The organism is Xanthomonas sp. WHRI 10207 (assembly GCF_040202975.1).
In the GTDB taxonomy this organism is placed as follows: Bacteria; Pseudomonadota; Gammaproteobacteria; order Xanthomonadales; family Xanthomonadaceae; genus Xanthomonas.
Genome location: NZ_JBEGDX010000007.1, coordinates 87509 through 105088 on the forward strand (window position 1 = coordinate 87509; position 17580 = coordinate 105088).

Consider the following 17580-nt stretch of genomic DNA (forward strand, 5'->3'; position numbering starts at 1 on the left):
CGACATGCCGTGTCGCAGAAACAGGGACGCCATGGAGTTCGAAGACCTGCGGACGTTCGTCGAGGTGGCAGACGCGGGCGGGGTCTCGCCAGCAGCCAGGCGCCTGGGCGTTGCCAAGTCCATCGTCAGCCGCCGTCTGATCCGGCTCGAGGACGCTTTGGGGATCCAACTGCTCGCACGCACCACGCGGGGCGCTGCCGTCACCGAGGCAGGCGCGACGTTTCGCGAGCATGCCGCGCGGATGTGTGCCGAAATGGACGTGGCGCGCGAGACCATCTTGCCCGCGGGCGATCTGCGTGGCCGCCTGCGTATCGCTGCGCCGCTGACGTTCGGCCCCACCCACTTGGCGCCGGTGCTTGCCGAGCTGGCCAGCCGGCATCCTGCGTTGCAGGTCCATGCCTGCTACAGCGACCGCTTTATCGACATCGTCGCCGACGGTTTCGACTGTGCGATCCGGCTGGGATATCTCGCCGATTCGAATCTGGTCGCGCGCCGCGTGGCGCCGATGCGCGGCAGCTTGATGGCCACTCCCGCGTACCTGCGCAAACATGGCGAACCTGACACGCCACAGGCGCTGCTGACGCACGAGGCGCTGCTGCAAGGCACGGAAAGCTGGCGGTTCATGGACGGCGACAAGCTGGTGACGATCCATCCACGCGGGCGCTTCAAGGCCGACAACGGCACTGCGATCGCGGCGGCAGCGCTTGCCGGGCTCGGGATCGCGGCACTGCCGGATTTTCTCGTGGCCGAGCATCTTGCCTCCGGCGCGCTGGTCCGCGTCATGAACAAGTACCCGTCTCCCGAGGCCGGGCTTTACGTCGTGCGGGCGCCGGCCGCGCATCCTGCGCGCAAGATTCGTGTTCTGACCGATCTGTTGATCGAACGCTTCGGTGGTGGTGTTTGAAGCGCGGCGGCGCCACGTTGAGGTGATGTCCGCCTCTCGCCTGGCCGCTCTGTCGGCTGGCCGGCGCACACTGGCCGGCGCAGCCAGATGCAGCCGCCCTAGCCCTTCAGCACCAGCGATACATCGGGATATCTGTCGCAGATGAAGTCCACGAAGGCACGCACCTTCGGCGCCGCCAACCGTCTGGACGTGTGCAATACCCACAATGCCGGCTCCACGCCGGAGATCGTGCCCCACTGCACCAACTCACCGCGGGCGAGTTGATTCCATGCGATCGACTGCGGAATCAACGCCACGCCGCCGCCTGCAAGCGCCGCATCGCGGACCATCAGGAACGAGGAAAACCTCAGCCGTGGAATGGGTTCCAGGACCAGGCGCCCGTCATCCAGAGCCCATGTGGTCGGTTGGAAGCTCGACATTACGACAGCGGCAATTGGCACGACCGCGCTGCTGGTGGGCATGGCGATGCTCGGCGCTGCGACCACAACCAGCCGATCTTTGGCAAAACAGCGACCGACCAGGCTGCTGTCCGGGCTGGGGTTGATGCGGATGGCCACATCGAACTGTTCTTCCACCAGGTCGACCGTGCGGTCCTCTGCCACCACCTCCAGCGTGATCTCCGGGTAAGCCGCACAGAACTCTGCGCCGATGCGCCCCATCGCCAGTTGCGAGAACAGCACCGGAGACGCCACACGCAGGCGGCCGCGCGGCGTTGAAAGCCCTTCGCGCGCGGCCGCCATGGCCTCGGCCACCTCGCTCAGCGGGACCTCGGTGCGCTCCATCAGCAACTGTCCGGCCTCTGTGAGCCGGAGGCCACGGGCGCTGCGCTCGACCAAGCGCACCCCCAGTTGCTCCTCGAGCTCGGCGATGCGACGGGACAGGGTCGCTTTCGACCGACCACTCGCACGGCTGGCCTTTCCCAGGCCCTGGTTCGCTGCGACCAGCGCGAAATCGATCAATGCATTCAGATCCATGGTGTTCCAGATTTGAAACCAGGCGTCTACATATTGGCGTCTTCGTATTACCTGCGCAACGCCATACAGTTTGCTCATCGCAACGCCAGACGAGCAACTGTCATGAGCACCACCCAACGCGCAGTCGTGATCCGGGCATACGGCGGCGCCGATGCCGCCGAAGTGGCCACCATTGCAATACCCCACGCCGGAGCCGGCCAGGTGCTGGTGCGCATCCGCGCCGCCGGCATCAACGGCATCGACTGGAAAGTCCGCGCAGGCTTGGTGCGGGAGGTCTTTACGCTGCCCTTGCCGGCGGTGCTGGGCGCCGAACTGGCCGGTGTGGTCGAGGCCGTCGGGCCCGGTGCCACGCGCTTTCAGGTCGGTGATCGGGTCATGGGCGCGATGGGCGCGCTCGGCGCGTTTGCCGAGTTCATTGCGGTAGACCAGACCAAACTCGCACGCACTCCCGATGGCCTGGACGATGTGCATGCCGCTGCCATGCCGGTTGCTGCGGTGGCCGCCTGGAAGAGCCTGCACCACGCAGGCCCGCTCGTGGCAGGCCAGCGGATCCTGATCCATGGCGCAGCAGGCGGGCTGGGCGGCTATGCGGTGCAGTACGCCAAGCGTGCAGGGGCGCAGGTGTTCGCAAGCGCATCCACCGAGCACATCGACTACGTGCGCAGCCTCGGCGCGGACCAGGTCATCGACTATCGATCGCAGCGCTTTGAAGACCTCGTTGGCGACATCGACCTGGTGCTGGACTACGTCGGCGGCGATGTCCTGGACCGCTCGTGGCAAGTGCTCGCGCCGCACGGCGCGATCGTCGGCACCACCTCGCCGGACATCCTGGCCCGCACACCGCGTGGCCGCCGTGGCCTGTGGTTCATGAACACCCCGGACGTCGCGCTGCTGGAAACCCTGGCCGCACAAGTGGCCAGCGGCGCGCTGACATCCAAGGTCGGCGAGATCGTCGGTTTCGCCGAGATCCCCTCAGCAATCGAACGCAATCGCACCGCTTCGCGAGCCGGCAAGGTCGTGGCGGACATGTCGCACTAACTCATCCATCCACATCCATCCACAGCAGGAGACTCACATGAGCATTCTCGTTAGCGGTGCCACCGGCACCATCGGTTCCCTCGTCGTCCAGGGCCTGGCCGATGCCGGCGCACAGGTCCACGCACTGGTGCGCCAGACCGGCAAACGCGCCTTTCCGGCCAGCGTCACCGAGGTTGTGGCAGACCTCACCGACGTTGCATCGATGCGCGCGGCACTGTCGTCGGCACGCACCTTGTTCCTGTTGAATGCGGTGACTCCGGACGAGGTGACGCAGGCGCTCATCGCATTGAATCTTGCCCAGGAAGCAGGCATCGAACGCATCGTTTACTTGTCGGTGATCCATGCCGACAAATTCACCAACGTGCCGCACTTCACTGGCAAGCACACGGTCGAGCGCATGATTGAAAGCCTGAATATTCCTGCGACGATTCTGCGTCCGGCGTACTTCATGCAGAACGAGGGCATGATCCAGAAGACCATCGAAGGCTACGGTGTCTATCCGATGCCGATCGGCGCGACCGGTGTTGCCATGATCGATGCGCGCGACATTGCAGACATCGCCGTTGTCGAGTTGCTGCGACGCGACCGTGCACCTGCAGCACTTGAGCGCGTCACGCTGGAGCTGGTCGGCCCGCATGCCGTGACCGGCGCTTCCGTCGCGAAGACCTGGAGTTCAGCACTCGGTCGCGAGATCGCCTACGCCGGCGGCGACGTGGCGGCGTTCGAAGCACAGATGGCTGCGTATGGCCCCTCCTGGCTGGCGTACGACATGCGCCTGATGATGGCCGGCATCCAGAAATTCGGCATGCAGGCAGCAGACGGCACAGTGGAAAAATTGCAGGCGATCCTGGGCCGCCCGCTGCGCACCTATGAAGACTTCGTGCGCGAGTCCACTGCGCGGGTTTAAAAAACAAGTTGCCAGCAAGCGCGGATATTCCGCGCTTGCTGCGTACAAGCCTCTGTTGGAAGCGTGTGTCGCGTCAAAGACCAACGCGGTGGACGACCGAACAGAGAAACGGACGTCCGCGGACACTTCTGCAGATCGAAAAACCTCAGGGTGTGCGGCCGCAGCGCTTGGCATGCCGATTGCTTAAGCCTGTGTACCTTTTCCAGTTCAGGTACCAAAACATGACCGTCACCATCGGTGGGCCATCGCGTACTCCCCAACGGCAACGTCGCGTTCAACGCGCAGTGCTAGCCAGCCTCTTATCGACAGCGTTGCTGGCCGCCGCGTCTTGCCTGGCCGCCGATCAAGCGTCGCTCACACCGCAAAAGCCCCTGCAAGGCTGGGCAGCGATGGCTGACAAAGACGTAGACTTTTCACTGCAATGGTTCAAGAACCAATCAATCCTGGCGGTGTATCCAGATCCTGCAGCATTTGAGGCCACGATGGCCAAGGCGCGTCAACAGGCCGATGCCGATATCCAACACGTCACCAACTTCGAAGGCTATCGTCAAACACTCGCGCATTTCTTTTCGACCTTCAACGACGCCCATGCCTATGTGTGGATGCAGCTGCAGGCAAAGACGTATCAATGGCCGGGCTTCCTTGCCAGATACCAGAGTGGCCACTTCCTGGTCGCCGGCTCGGACGAAAGCGTGGCAAATGGCTCGGAAATCACCGCCTGCGACGGACAGCCGATGCGCCAATGGTCCGAGCGCATTGCGCTCTACGAGCACATGATCCCGGAAAACATCATCCCCGGCTTGGAATCGACGCATGCGCGCACTGCGCCGATCATGTTTCGGTATCGGAAAAGCCCATTCCTCAAACGTCCGGAACACTGCACCATCGATGGGCGCAGCGTCGTCCTCGATTGGAAATCCCTGCAGCAAAGCGACCTGACGAAGCTGATGTCGGCGATCAAGCCCGACCTCGGCACGGACGTCGCTGTCACGCCATTCGGTGCGAACGGGGCATGGGTCAGGCTTGGCAATTTTTCGCCGGCGAACAGACAGCAATCGGATCAATTCCAGGCGTTGTACCGCACGGCTCCATCGCTGCGCGACAAGTCGGTAATCGTCTTGGACGTCCGCGGCAACGAGGGCGGACCTTATGAGTGGTTCATGGGTGTGCTGCGAGCGCTCTATGGCAACGACTACACCAACTATTACGCAAGAGAGCGGCTGAAGATTTCGGCCGTCTATCGGCTCACCAAACAGTCGGTCGACACCTCGACGTTTTCCCCCGCCAGCCCTGGCGCAGACGCACCAGCAGCTGCACCGCCGGACGGCATTGCCTACGATGAAGACAACAAGCTCTCCCTGGCGGCAATGGCGCGTGGGGACCAGTTGCTGCATGCGCCGGCCAATGCAGAACGAATCGCCAAGCCAAAGCGACGACCGATCAACCCCGTGCACGCGCGCGTGCTGGTACTCACCGACTACGACTGTGGCAGCGCCTGCATCGGATTTGTCGACGAGCTGAAACAGTTTCCAGGCGTGCTGCAGGTGGGCACCGAAACCTTCGTCGATGCGCGCACCGGCTCGCCGATGACGGCCATGCTCCCAAGCGGCAATGGCGGTATCGCCGTGCCTTACATGACGCGCGACGGACGGCCACGCAACGACAACGTGCCACAGAAGCCGGATATCGCGTTCACCGGCAACATCGACGACACCGCCGCGGTGCAGGCATGGCTTGAGCAAATCCTGAGCACCCCCTGATACAGGCTGTGGCCGTTGGGTTTTCTGCGCTGAGTGCTCTGTTTCCAAACGCCGCCCCGGTGTAGAGAACGCCGCGCTTGCCTACCTGGGCGTGCTACCGGGCTCTGCTTGCCGGTGCGCGCGCCGGCACCAGATCGAACACTTGCTCGGTTGCCGCGTCGACCGCCGCACGCGTGTACAGCAACGGGAAATACTTGCCCTGCAGCCATAGTGGCGCCAGATCGCGGTAATGCGCGCTGGCCGGGTCGCCGGATTGACCGGGGTAGTTCACCGCACGCGCATTGTCCCAGTCGCCGAGGTCGATGATCAGACGTGCGGACGGGCCGATGGTCTGGCGGAAATCTTTGGGGTCGTAACTGGATTGATTGGGCGTGTACGGGCTGCCGCCCTTGGGGAATGGACCGACATCCAACCGCGCGCGTTCGCTGCCGAGCGCTGCGCTCATCGCATGGGTAACGCTGTTGGTGTGCAGCTTGCCCCACTGCCATTGCGCCGGATCCGGCCCTTGCTGGTCGACCAATGACTGGTAAGCGCTACGCAGCGACTCCAGCAGCAACTGGTCGCGGCGTGCGGTGGGGATTGGACCGAATGCGGCCCCCGGATGCTCCAGCGCGTCCATCAGCACCGCGGCGTCGGGCATGCCGAAGGTGGCCGCCTCCACCGGGCGCAGGACCAACGCTTTGTAAGCCGCGCCGAGATAACTGCTGAACCACACTTCTTCCAGCGCGGCAGCGGCAGAGGTTGCACTGACCTCGCCGTTCCACGGTCGCAGCAGCGCCAATGCCGCGTTGGTCGCCGGGTCCTGCGCGTGCAGCGGTTGGAGCAAGGCCACCAGCCGCTGTGCCAGCAACGACACCTGGTCGTTCTGCAACTGCTGCGAATCCTGCAGGGTCACCTTTGGCAACTGCGCGAGCACCTGGGTGATGCGTGCATGCCGCGCGTCGTTGGCCCATTCGAAGCCGATCTTGCGCGCCAGGGATGGATCGCCGGCCGGCAGATTCATCTCGTTGGAGGTGGTGATGAAGCCGGAGGCGGGGTTCTTCGATGAGGGCAAGATATCGCTGTTCCAGAAGCCGCTCCACTCGTAGCGGCCATCGCCCGGAACCGGCAGCAACCCATCCGAATGTTCGCGGCGCGGGGTCATGCCGGCCGTCGCCCAACCGATGGTGCCGTGCACATCGGCATAGACCTGATTCACTGATGGCGCGCCCCAGTGCGCGAGCGCGTCCTTGAACTGCTCGAATGATGCGCTGCGCAGATAACGCAGCGACCCCAGATACGGCGCCGCACCGGGTTGGCTCCAAACCGAGCGAATGGCGTAGGCGATATGCTTGTCCGCATCGACATAGATCACCGGCCCATGCCGGGTGAATTGCAGCTCCACCGGCACCGATGCAGCGTCGCGCACTGCAATGGACGCATGCTGCGTGCGCATCGGCTCCCAATGGCCCTGATACCAATACGACGTGTGATCGGCCGGGTTCAGACGGTAGACGTAGAGATCTTCCTGATCGATGTTGAAGATGGTCAGGCCGAAAGCGCTGGTGCGGTTGTGGCCGATCGCGATGCCCGGCGCGGTGGGCTCTCCGGCGCCGATGATGTCCAGCCCCGGGCTGTTGAGATGCACGAAGTAACGCAGGCTGGGCACGGTGTACGCGCGGTGCGGGTCGTCCGCCAGCACCGCATGACCGGTGGCCGATTTGTGCGGGGCAATCACCCAATTGTTGCTGCCTTCTGCAGCGGACTCTTCTTCCGGACGTAGTGCTGCGGTGTCTGCGATAGCGCTGCGCGGGTGGGTATCGGCGCTCAGCCTGGGGCTTTGTGTGGCCAGTTCATAGACCTTCAACACCGCGTCCGGAAGGCAGGGATCCAATCCTTCGGGCACGTGAGTGGTCCAGACCGGCTGCAGTTTCAGCCGGATCGCGTCGACGCTTAGCGCGGCCTTGCAAGCGACCTTGGCGCGGGCGACCTCGCTTTTGACGTTGCGGCTCAAACCGGTGGTGCGGATGCGCAGCACGTCTTCGGGCGACCATGTCTGCGGCCGGTAGCCGAAGGTGCGGAATTCATATGGCAGCGCCTGTGGGTGCGCCTCCAGCCAGGCGATGTAGGCATTGATGCCGGCAACGAATCGGCTGACGTCGCGCTGTGCATCGGGGCCGTAGCTGGCCCATTCGGCGTGCATGTCGCCGCGATACAGAAACAGCCGCGACGCGCGGTCCTGTTCGACATAGGCCGGCCCGAACGCATCGGCAAGCTGGCCCAGCCCTTTGCGACGCAGCAGGTCGAGCTGAAACAGACGGTCGCGCGCGGCGTTGAATCCCTGCACGAAGAACGCGTCGCTATCGGTGCGGGCGTAGATGTGCGCCACGCCCCAACGATCGACGCGAATCTGCGCCGGCTGTTCCAACCCGGCTACGCTCATGGACGATTGCGATTGCGATGGCGCGGCATTGCCATGCAGACTCAAACTGCTCAGCAGCAGGCACAGCACCCACCGATGTGTTGTGTGGAGCATGGGTGACGCCTTGTGAACGCAGAAAGGAAGATGCCGCACGCCTGCACGATGACACAGGCGGCAAGGACAGCGTGCCGCATTGGCGGCGTGTGCTCACACCGATTGCAGAATGCCCGGCGCAGCAAGCGAATCATGCTGGTCGCTGCTACGCCTTCGATCCATCGTGGGTGCAGTCAATCCATCGCTCCAAGAGCAGCTAACAAAGTAACTGTGCGCACCGCCAGGCAGGCGCGGCCTGTGCTCGGTGCGGCATGGACCACGCGTACACGCCGGTTATGAGCGCCCCGTCCACATCCACCTGGTAACTGCTCGCTACGTTTTATTAGCCACTCTGAATACACACGCACACATCACTGTCGCGTTGGCTTGATCGCATGCTGCACGTCTGCATTCGACGATGCCATTCGCCGCATGCGCCGACATCGATCGCCGACATCACGTGGCATCGCGCGTTGCACATGCATCTCCCTTCACATGTCGCCTAACGCGAGCGCGCATGATCGTGGCTCTAGCGGCACTTATGCTGCACAGGCAATGTCTCCATGCCGCCAAAGCGGAAAGCGTCTGCGTTCTCTCTCTGGTGGCAATCGATTACCCAACCAGCACGATCACTACAAGCGCATCCGGTCCGTGATGCGGTCGCACCGGGCGTTGCCTTGCTCGGCGACGAGCAGATGGAAACGCTGGCGCGTGCGCTGGCAACCTCGCACACGCTCTACACCGGGCCGGCACGCGAGCTGTTGTTGTCGGGGCTCAAGTTCAACCAACGCGCGCTCGACGGTGCGGCATCGCGCCTGACCGAGATGGCAGCCGATGGCGTGCGATTGCATCCTGCCGGCGAGTGGTTGCTGGACAACTATTATCTGATCGAAGAGCAAATGCGCCTGGCGCGGCTGCATCTTCCGCCCGGTTACAGCCGGCAACTGCCGCGTCTGCGCACCGCTACCGCAATCGGCCTGCCGCGCGTCTACGAGTTGGGCCTGCAGGTCGTCGCGCATGGCGATGGGCGTGTGGATGCGATCACGCTGAGCCGTTTCATTGCGGCCTATCAACAGGTGGCGCCGCTCAAACTCGGCGAGCTGTGGGCGATTCCAATCGTGCTGCGGCTTGCATTGCTCGACAACGTGCGCCGCATTGCCGACGGCATCATGCACGACGGGCGCGACAACGCCCTCGCCGCGGGCTGGGCGGCCTTGCTCAACGCCACTGCCGCGGCCCAGCCCAAGGATGTGGTGGTGGTGGTGGCCGATCTGGCGCGCTCGCAACCGCCGGCCACCGGCGCGTTCGTCGCTGAGTTGACGCGCGGCATCCAGGGCCGTGGCCCGGTGCTGTCGATGGCCAGTGCCTGGGTGGAGCAATGGCTGGCCAGCGAAGGCCAGAGCGTGGAGGGCCTGGTGCATGCCGAAAGCCAGCGCCAGGCGGCCGAACAGGTGGCGATCAGCAACAGTATCGGCAGCCTGCGGTTTCTGGATGAAATGGATTGGCGCGAATTCGTCGAAAGCATGAGTGTGGTGGAGCAGCACCTGCGCAGCGACCCGGCCGATGTCTATGCGCGCATGGATTTTCAGACCCGCGATGCCTACCGTCATGTGGTGGAGCACCTGGCCCAGCGCATGCACTGCGACGAACCGGCGGTGGCGCAGACGGTGTTGCAGCTGGCCGCGCAGGCCAGCGCCGACGCGCCGGTGACCGCCCATGTGGGCTATTACCTGGTGGATGCGGGGCTGCCGACGTTACGTGCCGCGCTACGCACGCCATCCACGTCCGCGCGCCCGACGCCATTGCCGCGCGGGCGGCGCGCACGCCGCGTTGCGCTGCCGGTGTATCTGTTGCCGATCGCATTGATCGCCCTGCTATGGACCGGCCTCTTGCTGCAGGGCGTGAGCGCACTGCCAGCGGCGCTGTGGTGGACCACCGCCGGTCTCGCACTACTGGCCGCCAGCGAGTTGGGTATTGCCTTGGTCAATTGGGTGGCGACGCTGTGGGTGCGCCCGCATCCGTTGCCGCGCATGGACCTCCGCCTGGGCATTCCACCGGATTGCCGCACGCTGGTGGTGATGCCGAGCATGCTGGCCAGTGCCGATGCCATCGATGAGCTGGTCGGCGCGTTGGAGGTGCATTACCTGGCCAACCGCGACGAGCAGCTGTACTTCGCGCTGCTCACCGATTTTCTCGATGCCGCGCAAGCCTTGTTGCCTGCCGATATGGCGCTGGTGGCGCATGCGGCGCAACACATCGATCGGCTCAACGCGGCGTATGCCGACGCGCATGTCGATCGGTTCTTCCTGCTGCACCGCGCACGCGAATGGAACGCCCACGAGGGCTGCTGGATGGGTGCAGAGCGCAAGCGCGGCAAGCTGGAAGCACTCAACCGCCTGCTGTGCGCGGAAGATGCCCCGCTGCAGGCAGCCAACGACTTCCTGCAGGTGCAAGGCGATGTCGCCGCGCTGGTGCAGGTGCGTTATGTGATCACGCTCGATAGCGACACCCACCTGCCCCGGGATGCGGCACGCGCATTGGTCGGCGCGATGTCGCATCCGTTGAATGTGCCGCGCTTGGATGCGTCCGGGCAGATCATCGAAGCCGGTTACGGCATCCTGCAGCCCGGCTTGGGCACCGGCATGAGCGAGGGCGGCGAATCGCGCTTTGCGCGCATGTTCGGCATCGAGCCGGGCATCGATCCGTACACGCGCGTGGTGTCGGATGTGTATCAGGACCTGTTCGGCGAAGGCTCCTTCATCGGCAAGGGCATCTATGCCGTGGCCACTTTCGAGCAGGTGCTGGCCGGCCGCTTCCCCGACAACCGCGTGCTCAGCCACGACCTGCTGGAAGGCTGCTATGTACGCGCCGGTTTGCTCAGCGACGTGCGCCTGTACGAGCGCCATCCGCAGCGCTATGCCACCGATGCCAAGCGCCGCGCGCGCTGGGTGCGTGGCGACTGGCAGCTCTTGCCGTGGCTGCTGCCTTGGGTGCCCGACCGGGGTGGCCGGCGCGCGCGCAATCCGCTGTCGTGGTTGTCGCGCGGCAAGCTGCTGGACAACCTGCGCCGCAGCCTGGTGGCACCGGCCGCTTTCGGCTTGTTGCTGATCGGCTGGCTGTGCTCGCCTACACCGCTGCGTTGGACGCTCTGGCTGTTGGTGCTGTGGCTGCTGCCGGGGCTGTGTTCGGCGCTGTATGCGCTGGCGCACCCGCCCGAGGGCCTGGGGCTGCGTCATCACGCGCGCCAGGTGGGGGCGGGGCTGCGCCAGCATCTGCTGCGCACCGGTGTGGTGCTGGCCTGCCTGCCGTTCGAGGCAGGGCTGCAGCTGGCGGCCATCGCCCGCACGCTGCTGCGGATGACGATCACCCATCGCCATCTGTTGCAGTGGGCACCGTCCAGCGAAGTGGAACGCAGCGCGCGCAGCGGCAATGCCGAACACCCCCTGATGGCCGGCGCCGCCTGCAGTGCGGCGCTGGTGGTTGCGGCGGTGGCGTGGTGGTCGCCGGCGGCCTTGTGGGCGGCGCTGCCGCTGGGGCTGGCGTGGTTGGGCGCGCCCTGGCTGATGGCCTGGCTGGGCGAACAGCCCGCTGCGCCGGTGGCGCAGTTGTCGCAGGAGCAGCGCGATTTCCTCGGCGGATTGTCGCGGCGTACCTGGGCGTTCTTCGAGAGCCATAGCACCGCGCAGCACCATTGGCTGCCGCCGGACAACGTGCAGGAATACCCGGTCACGGTGGTGGCCAACCGCACCTCGCCGACCAACATCGGGCTGGGGTTGCTGGCCAACCTGGCCGCCTACGATCTGGGCTACCTGACCGTGGCCGGCGTGATGACCCGCGTGGCCGATACGCTGACCACGCTGGAATCGCTACCGCGCCACCGCGGCCATTTCTACAACTGGTACGACACCGAAACGCTGGCGCCGTTGATGCCGCGTTATGTCTCCACCGTCGATAGCGGCAACCTGGTCGGGCATCTGCTGACGCTGCGGCAAGGGCTGCTGGCGCTGGTGGATGCGCCGGCGGTGTCGATGGCGGTGTTCGACGGGCTGGCCGACACGCTTGGCGTGCTGAGCATGCAAACGACGCCGCGCAGCGACGATGCCACCGCTGCACTGCGCGCGATGACGCAGCGCGTGCAGGCGATCCGCAACCAGCCCACGCCGACCCTGCAGCAGGCCGATGCCGCCCTGCGGCTGCTGTTGGCACAGAGCCAATCGCTCTTGGCGGCGATGCCGAGCACGGGCGATGACGAAGAGCCCTGGCCGCAGCGCCTGGTGGACTGTTGCAAGGCGACGTTGGACGAGTTGAGCCAGTGCGCGCCGGCACTCGCCAGCCCCTCTCCGCACACAGCGGAAGAGCCCTCCCCGGCGATCGCCACGTTGCGGCAACTGGCCGACGGCAGCCAGCCGCCGCAGGTGCAGACCTGGGCCGCCACGCGCGTGCAGGAGCTGCAACGGCTTGCGCATATCGCCGGGCAACTGGCGCAGATGGACTACGGCTTTCTCTACAACCGTGCCCAGCAGTTGTTGTCGATCGGCTACAACGTCGACGACCGCCGCCTGGATAGCGGCCATTACGACCTGCTGGCCTCGGAGGCGCGCTTAGGGCTCTTCGTGGCGATCGCCCAGGGCAAGCTGCCGCAGGACAGCTGGTTCGCGCTTGGGCGCACGCTGACCGATACCGGCGCCGAGCCGACGCTGCTGTCGTGGAGCGGCTCGATGTTCGAGTACCTGATGCCCGACCTGGTGATGCCCAGCTACCCGCAGACGCTGCTGAGCCGCTCGATGCGCGGCGCGGTGCAGGCGCAGATCCGCTACGGCGCAGCGCGCGATGTGCCGTGGGGCGTGTCCGAATCGGGCTACAACACGGTCGATACGCGGCGCAATTATCAATACCGCGCGTTCGGCGTCCCCGGACTCGGACTCAAGCGCGGGCTGGGCCAGGATCTGGTGATCGCGCCCTATGCCAGCGCGATGGCGTTGATGGTCGAACCGGATGCGGCCTGCCGCAATCTGCAGCAACTGCAGGCGCTGGGCTTCGGCGGCCGCTTCGGTCTGTACGAGGCAATCGATTACACGCCCTCGCGGGTGCCGCGTGGCGAACAACACGCCGTGGTGCGCTCGTTCATGTCGCATCACCAGGGTATGGCGCTGCTGGCGCTGGATCACGTGTTGCGCGATGCGCCGATGCAACAACGCTTTGTCGCCGATCCGCAATTCCAGGCCACGTTGTTGCTGTTGCAGGAGCGCGCACCGCGTGCCGGCGTCTACGTCAAAGGCCTGGTCGAAGCAGCCGAACGCCCGGTCGCCACCGAGGCGGGGATGGCGTTGCGTATCCATCGCGACCCCAACATGGCGCAGCCGGCGTTGCAACTGCTCTCCAACGGGCGTTACCACGGCATGTTGACCTCGGCCGGCGGTGGCTACAGCCGTGCACGCGACATGGCGGTCACCCGCTGGCGCGAGGATGGCACCCGCGATCACTGGGGCACGTTCTGCTATCTGCGCGATGTGGACAGCGGCGCGGTGTGGTCGGCCGCGTATCAACCGACCTGCGTGCCGGTAGAGCGCTACGAAGCGATCTTTTCCGATGCCAAGGCCGAGTTCAAGGGCAGCCACCAGCGGTACGACAGCCATCTGGAAATCGCCATTTCCGCCGAGGACGATGTGGAACTGCGCCGGTTGCGCATCCGCAACCGCTCGCGGCAGACGCGGGTCATCGAGATCACCACCTACGCCGAAGTGGTGCTGGCGCCGGCCGCCTCCGATGAGGCACATCCGGCTTTCAGCAACCTGTTCGTGCAGACCGAGATCCTGGCCGACCGACAGGCCCTGCTGTGCACACGCCGACCGCGCGGGCACGACGAGGCGCAGCCGTGGATGCTGCATCTGGTGGCGGTGCACGATGCCGATGTGGCGACGATCTCCTACGAGACCGACCGCGCCGCGTTCATCGGGCGGGGGCGCAGCACCCGCAATCCGGCGGCCCTGAGCGAACAGACCGCGCTGTCGGGCGCGGCCGGCTCGGTGCTGGACCCGATCGTAGCGATCCGCTGCCGTATTTCGCTGGCGCCCGATCAGCAGGCGCAGGTCGACATGGTCTACGGCGTGGGCACCCAGCGCGCCGCCTGCACCGCATTGATCGACAAGTACCGCGACCGCCGTCTGGCCGACCGGGTGTTCGATCTGGCACTGACCCAGAGCCAGGTCACGCGCCGGCAGATCAATGCCTCGTTGGCCGATGCGATGCTCTACGAGCGGCTGGCCGCGCGCGTGCTGTTCGTCGACCCGCAACTGCGCGCCGACAACGAGGTACTGCTGCACAACCACCGCGGCCAGTCGGCGCTGTGGAGTCACGCCATCTCCGGCGATCTGCCGATCGTGCTGTTGCGCATCACCGACCCGGATAATCTCGAACTGGCGCGCCAGCTGGTGCAGGCGCACGCGTATTGGCGCCTGAAAGGCCTGCGTGCGGACCTGGTGATCTGGAACGAAAGCCAGGCCGGCTATCGCCAGCAGTTGCAGGACGCCATCCTGGGCCTGATCGCTGCCGATCCCGAAGCCAATGTGCTCGACCGCCCCGGCGGTATTTTCGTGCGCGCCATCGAACACATTTCGCAGGAAGACCGCGTGCTGTTGCAGACCGTGGCACGCGCGATCCTGAGCGATGCCAACGGCACCCTGGACGCGCAACTGCAGCGCCACCCCAGCGCACGTGCGCACCCGCCGCTGCTGGAGCCGATCCAGCAACTGGACAGCGCCGACGCGTTGGCCAGCACCCACGCCGCTTACCTGGACCACACCCTGCAGGCCGCAGCCGAAGAAGCGGTGCTGTTCGACAACGGCCTGGGCGCATTCGCCGCCGACGGCCGCGAATACCGCATCACCCTGGACGAAGGCACCGCCACGCCGGCGCCGTGGTGCAACGTGATGGCCAATGCGCAGTTCGGCAGCGTGGTCAGCGACAGCAGCCCCGGTTACAGCTGGGCCGAGAACGCGCACGAATTCCGGCTCACGCCGTGGCACAACGACCCGGTCGGCGATGCCTCCAGCGAGGCGTTCTATCTGCGCGACGATGACACCGGCGAAGTGTGGTCGCCGATGGCACTGCCATGCCGCGGCAACGGTCGCTATACCGTGCGCCACGGCTTCGGCTATAGCGTCTACAGCCATATCGAACACGGTATCGGCAGCGAGCTGTGGGTGTTCGTCGATGTGGAGCGGCCGATCAAGTTCAGCCATCTACGGCTGAAGAATCTGTCCGGGCGTCCGCGCCGGCTCAGCGTCACCGGGTATGTGGAATGGGTGCTCGGCGACATCCGCGCGCGCTCGCAACTGCATGTGGTCAGCGAGGTGGATCTGGGCAGCAGCGTGCTGACCGCGCGCAACCCGTACAACACCGAATTCGACGGGCGCGTGGCGTTCTTCGATGCCGATGCGCCCAGCCGCAGCATCACCGCCGACCGCAGCGAATTCCTCGGGCGCAACGGCAGCCTGGCCGCCCCCGCCGCGCTCACTCGGCAGCGCTTGTCCGGTCGCGTCGGTGCCGGCCTGGACCCGTGCGCGGCGATCCAGATTCCGGTGACGCTGGCGGCCGAACAGACCTTCGAAACGGTGTTCCGTCTGGGTGCGGCCGCCGATCGCGCCAGCGCAGTGACGCTGGCACGTCAAAGCCGTGGCGTGGCCACCGCGCACACCGCGTTGCTGGCGGTGCGTGCGCACTGGCAGCAGATTCTGGGCACCGTGCAGGTGAGCACGCCGGATGCGGCGGTGGATCTGCTGGCCAATGGCTGGCTGCTCTACCAGACCATCGCCTGCCGGTTCCTGGCACGCAGCGGCTACTACCAGTCCGGTGGCGCGTTCGGCTTCCGCGACCAGTTGCAGGACAGCATGGCGATGGTGCATGCGCAGCCGGCGCTCACCCGCGCGCATCTGCTGCGCTGCGCCGCGCATCAGTTTGTACAGGGCGATGTGCAGCATTGGTGGCACCCGCCGCAGAGCCGGGGGGTGCGCACGCAGTGTTCGGACGATTTTCTGTGGTTGCCACAGGCGCTGTGCCGCTATCTGGACACCACCGCCGATACCAGCGTGCTGGACGAGCGCGTGGGCTTCATCGATGGGCGCGAACTCAAGCCCGACGAAGAATCGTATTACGACCTGCCCCAGCTCACCGGCAACATGCAGTCGCTGTATGCGCATAGCGTGCTCGCCCTGCAACGTGGCATGACCCGGCTGGGCGAACACGGCCTGCCGCTGATCGGCAGCGGCGATTGGAACGACGGCATGAACCGGGTCGGCAAGGACGGCAAGGGCGAGAGCGTGTGGCTGGGCTTTTTCCTCTACGACACGCTGCTGCGTTTCGCAGACGTGGCCGCGCAGCGCGACGATGCGGCATTCGCCACGATCTGTCGCACGCATGCACAAGCTCTGCGCGCATCGCTGGAACAGCACGCCTGGGATGGTGGCTGGTACCGGCGTGCGTGGTTCGACGACGGCACCCCGCTGGGCGCAAGCGACTCGGACGAATGCCGTATCGATTCGTTGTCGCAGAGCTGGGCGGTGCTGTCCGGCGCGATGGACCCGGCGCGCAGTGCGCAGGCAATGGACGCGATGCACCAGCATCTGGTCGACACCGACGCCGGCATCGTCAAGCTGCTGATGCCGCCGTTCGATCGCACCGAACACGACCCCGGTTATATCCGTGGCTACGTCCCCGGCGTGCGCGAAAACGGCGGCCAATACACGCATGCAGCGGTGTGGGCGACGATGGCCTTCGCTCACCTCGGCGACAGCGCGCGGGCCTGGCAACTGGCCGGCATGATCAACCCGATCCACCATGCCCGCGATGCAGCGGCGGTGCAACGCTACAAGGCCGAACCGTACGTGCTGGCCGCCGATGTCTACGCGGTGGCGCCGCACGCCGGCCGCGGTGGCTGGAGCTGGTATACCGGCGCGGCGGGCTGGATGTACCGGCTGCTGACCGAATCGCTGCTCGGCCTGCAACGGCATGGCGAACGCATGCACATCGTGCCGTGCATCCCGGCCGGCTGGCCGGGCTACCAGCTGCGGTATCGCTTCGGCGCCAGCACCTACGTCATCGATGTCACCCAACGCCCAGGTGGCGCGGCACGGCTGGAGATTGATGGCGTGCTGCAGGCCGAGCTTGCTTTCACTCTCATCGACGACGGTGCGGTCCACGCTGTGGCTCTGGACTGGCCGGGAGACGCGACATGAGCCTGCACACACGCACCCACACCAATCATCAGCTCTCCGAACTGGGCAAGATGCTGTCGGTCTGGCCGCAGCGGGTACGCGACCCCAGCCAGTTCTGGCCGCAGTTCGATGCGCTGGCGCAGGACATTCTGGACGAGGCAGCCGATGCCGATCTGCAGCGGGTGCAGGACCGCCTGCAACAGTTGTTGCAGCGTCACGGGCTCACGCGCACGCAATAAGTGTCCCGCAAGCGGCGAGAACGCCGCACCAGAATGTCAGTCGGTTGCCGGG

The 17580-nt window shown here is 65.6% G+C and carries 8 protein-coding genes and 1 other RNA gene; 7 read left to right on the top strand and 2 right to left on the bottom strand.

Features of this window, described 5'->3' with window-relative positions; all coding sequences use genetic code 11:
• Window positions 1–31 precede the first annotated feature (31 nt).
• Window positions 32–904, top strand: coding sequence for a LysR family transcriptional regulator (locus tag ABQU90_RS19495; RefSeq protein WP_323520846.1), 873 nt, complete (start codon window positions 32–34; stop codon window positions 902–904).
• 98 nt (window positions 905–1002) lie between these two features.
• Here the strand turns inward: ABQU90_RS19495 and ABQU90_RS19500 are convergent, their stop codons facing one another.
• Window positions 1003–1878, bottom strand: coding sequence for a LysR family transcriptional regulator (locus tag ABQU90_RS19500; RefSeq protein WP_311238143.1), 876 nt, complete (start codon window positions 1876–1878; stop codon window positions 1003–1005).
• Window positions 1879–1980: 102 nt separating this feature from the next.
• Here ABQU90_RS19500 and ABQU90_RS19505 point away from each other — a divergent pair, with 102 nt between their 5' ends.
• From ABQU90_RS19505 to ABQU90_RS19515, 3 genes are all read left to right on the top strand, one after another.
• Window positions 1981–2916 (top strand): NADP-dependent oxidoreductase, encoded by a 936-nt coding sequence (locus ABQU90_RS19505; RefSeq protein ID WP_323520845.1) that lies wholly within the window; start codon window positions 1981–1983, stop codon window positions 2914–2916.
• A gap of 37 nt (window positions 2917–2953) precedes the next feature.
• Window positions 2954–3823 carry an NmrA/HSCARG family protein gene (locus ABQU90_RS19510; RefSeq protein WP_323520844.1) on the top strand — a complete coding sequence of 290 codons (870 nt, stop codon included), beginning with the start codon at window positions 2954–2956 and terminating at the stop codon, window positions 3821–3823.
• Window positions 3824–4044: 221 nt separating this feature from the next.
• Window positions 4045–5583: a S41 family peptidase gene (locus ABQU90_RS19515; protein WP_323520843.1), complete on the top strand. Its 1539-nt coding sequence runs from the start codon at window positions 4045–4047 to the stop codon at window positions 5581–5583.
• A gap of 94 nt (window positions 5584–5677) precedes the next feature.
• Here ABQU90_RS19515 and ABQU90_RS19520 read toward each other — a convergent pair whose 3' ends face one another.
• Window positions 5678–8098 carry a penicillin acylase family protein gene (locus tag ABQU90_RS19520; RefSeq protein ID WP_323520842.1) on the bottom strand — a complete coding sequence of 807 codons (2421 nt, stop codon included), beginning with the start codon at window positions 8096–8098 and terminating at the stop codon, window positions 5678–5680.
• A 251-nt stretch (window positions 8099–8349) separates the two neighbouring features.
• Here ABQU90_RS19520 and ABQU90_RS19525 point away from each other — a divergent pair.
• The 3 genes from ABQU90_RS19525 to ABQU90_RS19535 all read left to right on the top strand — a co-directional run bounded on the left by ABQU90_RS19525 (window position 8350) and on the right by ABQU90_RS19535 (window position 17528).
• A non-coding RNA gene (locus tag ABQU90_RS19525) (sX9 sRNA) lies at window positions 8350–8426 on the top strand.
• A 214-nt stretch (window positions 8427–8640) separates the two neighbouring features.
• Entirely contained in the window at window positions 8641–17310 is an 8670-nt protein-coding gene (locus ABQU90_RS19530) for a GH36-type glycosyl hydrolase domain-containing protein (RefSeq protein WP_407078722.1), read from the top strand.
• Window positions 17307–17528 carry a hypothetical protein gene (locus ABQU90_RS19535; protein ID WP_055852685.1) on the top strand — a complete coding sequence of 74 codons (222 nt, stop codon included), beginning with the start codon at window positions 17307–17309 and terminating at the stop codon, window positions 17526–17528. Before ABQU90_RS19530 ends, ABQU90_RS19535 begins: the two co-directional genes overlap by 4 nt.
• The last annotated feature ends 52 nt before the right edge of the window (window positions 17529–17580 follow it).